General features: G+C 70.1%; 5 protein-coding genes. 4 read left to right on the forward strand and 1 reads right to left on the reverse strand.

What is annotated here, in order from left to right:
* Together ABZ749_RS31170 and ABZ749_RS31175 are read left to right on the forward strand one after the other, a co-directional pair.
* The coding region (locus ABZ749_RS31170) for a F0F1 ATP synthase subunit epsilon (RefSeq protein ID WP_357234068.1) at positions 1-214 on the forward strand (214 nt) is incomplete at its 5' end.
* Positions 215-226: 12 nt separating this feature from the next.
* Positions 227-682, forward strand: coding sequence for a DUF2550 domain-containing protein (locus ABZ749_RS31175; protein ID WP_112584026.1), 456 nt, complete (start codon positions 227-229; stop codon positions 680-682).
* A gap of 308 nt (positions 683-990) precedes the next feature.
* Here the strand turns inward: ABZ749_RS31175 and ABZ749_RS31180 are convergent, their stop codons facing one another.
* Positions 991-1,563: a cob(I)yrinic acid a,c-diamide adenosyltransferase gene (locus ABZ749_RS31180; protein WP_091405871.1), complete on the reverse strand. Its 573-nt coding sequence runs from the start codon at positions 1,561-1,563 to the stop codon at positions 991-993.
* Here ABZ749_RS31180 and murA point away from each other — a divergent pair.
* The gene (gene murA, locus ABZ749_RS31185) at positions 1,562-3,004 is read left to right on the forward strand and encodes a UDP-N-acetylglucosamine 1-carboxyvinyltransferase (protein WP_357234071.1); all 1,443 of its coding nucleotides are present in this window, start codon (positions 1,562-1,564) and stop codon (positions 3,002-3,004) included. The genes ABZ749_RS31180 and murA overlap by 2 nt on opposite strands.
* 96 nt (positions 3,005-3,100) lie before the next feature.
* Positions 3,101-3,877 (forward strand): 3-hydroxyacyl-CoA dehydrogenase family protein (locus ABZ749_RS31190; protein ID WP_357234073.1); only part of this gene is annotated, 777 nt, incomplete at its 3' end.

Consider the following 3,877-nt stretch of genomic DNA (forward strand, 5'->3'; position numbering starts at 1 on the left):
GGTCGTCGCCCGGACGACCGAAGGCGAGCTCGGTGTCCTGCCGGGGCACGCGCCGCTGCTCGGCCAACTCGCCGAGCCCGGTCAGGTGCGCATCAAGCTCGCCGGCGGCGAGCAGGTCGCCTACGAGGTGGCCGGCGGCTTCCTCTCGGTGAGCGCCGAAGGTGTCACAGTGCTGGCCGAGAGCGCAACCCCGGTCTCCGCGCAGAGCCGCTGAGCCACACCGGGGATGGAGATCGTCGAAGGATTCGGAATCGGCGTTGTCGTCATCCTCGGCGCGCTTCTGACCCTCTTCGTCCGGCGAGCTCTGGTCACCCGCAGCGGCGGCATCATCCGGCTCAGCGTCCGGGTCTCCACCATGCTCGACGGCCGCGGCTGGTCGCCTGGCTTCGGCCGGTTCGCCGGTGACGAGCTGCGCTGGTACCGGATGTTCAGCTTCGCGATCCGGCCCAAGCGGGTCCTCTCCCGCAAGGGGCTGGCCGTGGAGCGCCGCCGGTTGCCCGAAGGTCAGGAACGGTTCTCCATGCCGGCCGACTGGGTGATCCTGCGCTGTACCAGTAACCACGCACCGGTGGAGATCGCCATGGCGCGATCGACAGTGACCGGTTTTCTTTCCTGGCTCGAGGCCGCCCCTCCGGGGGCGGTCTCGCCGCGTATGGCCTCCCAGGACTGGCCGGCTGCCTGATCGGCCCTGTGTTGCTCTTTCGGGTTTCCGGGGGAGCCCGCCCGGCTCCGGGCGGTCAGGCTTGATCCCTGCGCCGGGCGGGCTCCCCCCGGAAACCCCTTCGTGGGCACGGCCCGCCGACTCGGGTTTCCTGAAACCGTGGTGTCCTGGTGGCCAGGTTGGCCCGACGTCATGGAACCCGAGTCGATCTAGACGCTGACTCGCCCTGGCCCTGGCGGGGGTCGCCGGAGGACGAGTCGGCCTTGGCTACGCGTGGTGGCGGTCAGAGTGGGAACTCAGACCTCGACGTGGTGCGGAGCGCCCGACGTTCAGCGCTTGCCGCCCGGCACCCATAGCACGTCTCCTGCCGGATTTGCCGTTCTTGACAGGATAAAGAGCAGATCGGAGAGCCGGTTGAGATACTTTGCCGGGAGCGTGCTGGTTCGTTCCGGATCGTGGCTGACCAGCGCCCACGCTGCCCGTTCGGCACGCCGGGCGACGGTCCGCGCCACGTGCAGCAGCGCCGCACCTGCGGTGCCGCCGGGGAGGATGAAGGAGTCGAGCTTGCTCAGGCGTGCGTTGTACTCGTCGCACCAGCCCTCCAGGCGCTCGACGTACTCCTCGGTGACCCGCAGCGGCGGGTACTTCGGCTCCGGCTCGACCGGGGTGGACAGGTCGGCGCCGACGTCGAACAGGTCGTTCTGCACCGACCCCAGCACGCCGCGAAGCTCCTCGTCGAGGTTTCCCAGCGCGAGCGCGACGCCGATCGCCGCGTTGCACTCGTCGACATCCGCGTACGCGGCGATCCGTGGATCGGTCTTCGGCACCTGCTCGTTGTTGCTCAGCCTGGTCATGCCGGCGTCGCCGGCCTTGGTGTAGATGCGCGTGAGGTGGACGGCCATGACGCACAGCCTACGGATTCCCGACCTGACGATCCCGGCGCGGCCGGACAGCACCGCCGGCTGGCCGGTGGTGGTGGGCCCCGGCGACGCCGGCGATTCGGCGGTCAACGATGTCGACGTCATCCGGGTACGCGGTGACGCCCGACTGTCCGGCACCGTGCACGTGGTCGGTGCCAAGAACTCGGCGTTGAAGCTGATGGCCGCCGCGCTGCTCGCGCCGGGCCGCAGTGTGATCACCAACGTCCCCCGGATCACCGACATCGCGATCATGGGGGAGGTGCTACGTCGGCTGGGCTGCGACGTCCAGTTCGACGTGGACGACCCGGTCGACCCGATGGTCGCCCGGGGCGGGGTGGCCCGGTCCCGGTCGGTGACGATCGACGTACCCGAGCAGCCGGGCGCGGAGGCCGACTACGACCTGGTCCGACGGTTGCGGGCGTCGATCTGCGTGCTCGGCCCGTTGCTGGCCCGCCGGGGGTACGTGCGGGTGGCCCATCCCGGCGGTGACGCGATCGGGTCGCGGGGGTTGGACATGCACATCTCCGGGCTGACCCGGATGGGCGCGGAGATCTCCGGTGAGCACGGGTTCGTCATCGCCTCCGCCCCGCACGGGCTGCGCGGTGCGGACATCGTGCTGGATTTCCCCAGCGTCGGCGCGACCGAGAACCTGGTGATGGCAGCGGTGCTGGCCCAGGGCACCACGATGATCGACAACGCGGCCCGGGAGCCGGAGATCGTCGACATCTGCACGATGCTCAACCAGATGGGCGCGCGCATCGTCGGCGCGGGCACGTCGACGTTGCGCATCACCGGTGTGCCCGGTCTGCGTCCGGTGCGCCACGCCACGGTGGGGGACCGGATCGTCGCCGGCACCTGGGCGTTCGGCGCGGCGATGACCCGCGGCGACGTGACGGTGACCGGGCTCGACCCGGCCTTCCTGGAGGTCGCCCTGGACAAGGTGGTGGCGGCCGGCGCGCTGGTGGAGACCCGGGGGGACGGCTTCCGGGTACGGATGGACGAGCGGCCCCGGGCGGTGGACGTGGTGACGCTGCCGTACCCCGGTTTCGCCACCGACCTGCTGCCGATGGCGATCGGGCTGGCGGCGGTCAGCGACGGCGCCTCCCTGATCACCGAGAACATCTTCGACGGCCGGTTCATGTTCGCCAACGAGATGATGCGGCTCGGCGCGGACATCAAGACCGATGGGCACCACGCGGTGGTGCGTGGACGGGGCCGGCTCTCCGGCGCACCGGTGCAGGCGACCGACATCCGCGCCGGTGCAGGGCTGATCATCGCCGGGCTGTGCGCGCAGGGGGTCACCGAGGTGTCCCACGTGCATCACGTGGACCGGGGTTACCCGGACTTCGTGGCCGACCTGCGGGCGCTCGGGGTGGCGGTCGAGCGGGGCACCACGCCGGAGGAACCGTCACTGGAGATCTGAGGTCGCCCACGACCCGGCCCGACCGCCACTTAGCCATCGTTCAGGCTCGCCGACTAGGGTGCAGGCAGGCACTCAATCGCAGCGAGGGAGAAGCAGATGGCGGGTCGACTCGCGGTCGTCGGGGCCGGGTTGATGGGTTCCGGCATCGCCCAGGTGGCGGCGCAGGCGGGCTGGCAGGTGACGCTGCGCGACCTGGACGAGGCGGCCACCACCCGGGGTCTGGGCGGTATTCGGAAGTCACTGGAGAAGTTCGCCGAGAAGGGCAAGATCGAGGCCTCCGAGGTCGAGGCGACGCTGGCTCGGATCACGCCGACCACCGACCTGGAGGCGGCGGCGGACGCGGACATCGTGGTCGAGGCGGTCTTCGAGCGGTTGGAGATCAAGCACGAGGTGTTCCGCGCTCTGGACAAGATCTGCAAGTCGGACGCGGTGCTCGCCACCAACACCTCGGCGATCCCGGTCACCCAGATCGCCGCGGTGACCGAGCGGCCCGAGGCGGTGGTCGGCACGCACTTCTTCTCCCCGGTGCCGATGATGCAGCTCTGCGAGCTGGTACGCGGTTACAAGACCAGCGACGCCACGCTGGACACCGCGCGGGTCTTCGCCGAGGAGATCGGCAAGACGGTTGTGGTGGTGAACCGGGACATCGCCGGCTTCGTCACCACCCGGCTGATCTCCGCCCTGGTGATGGAGGCGGTCAAGCTGGTCGAGTCCGGCGTGGTGTCAGCGGAGGACCTGGACACCGCCTGCCGGCTGGGCTTCGGGCACGCGATGGGCCCGTTGGCCACCACCGACCTGACCGGGGTGGACGTGCTGCTGCACGCCTCGAAGAACATCTACACCGACACCGCCGACGAGAAGTTCTTCCCGCCC

The sequence above is a fragment of the Micromonospora sp. NPDC047753 genome (assembly GCF_040642735.1).
Classification (GTDB): domain Bacteria; phylum Actinomycetota; class Actinomycetes; order Mycobacteriales; family Micromonosporaceae; genus Micromonospora.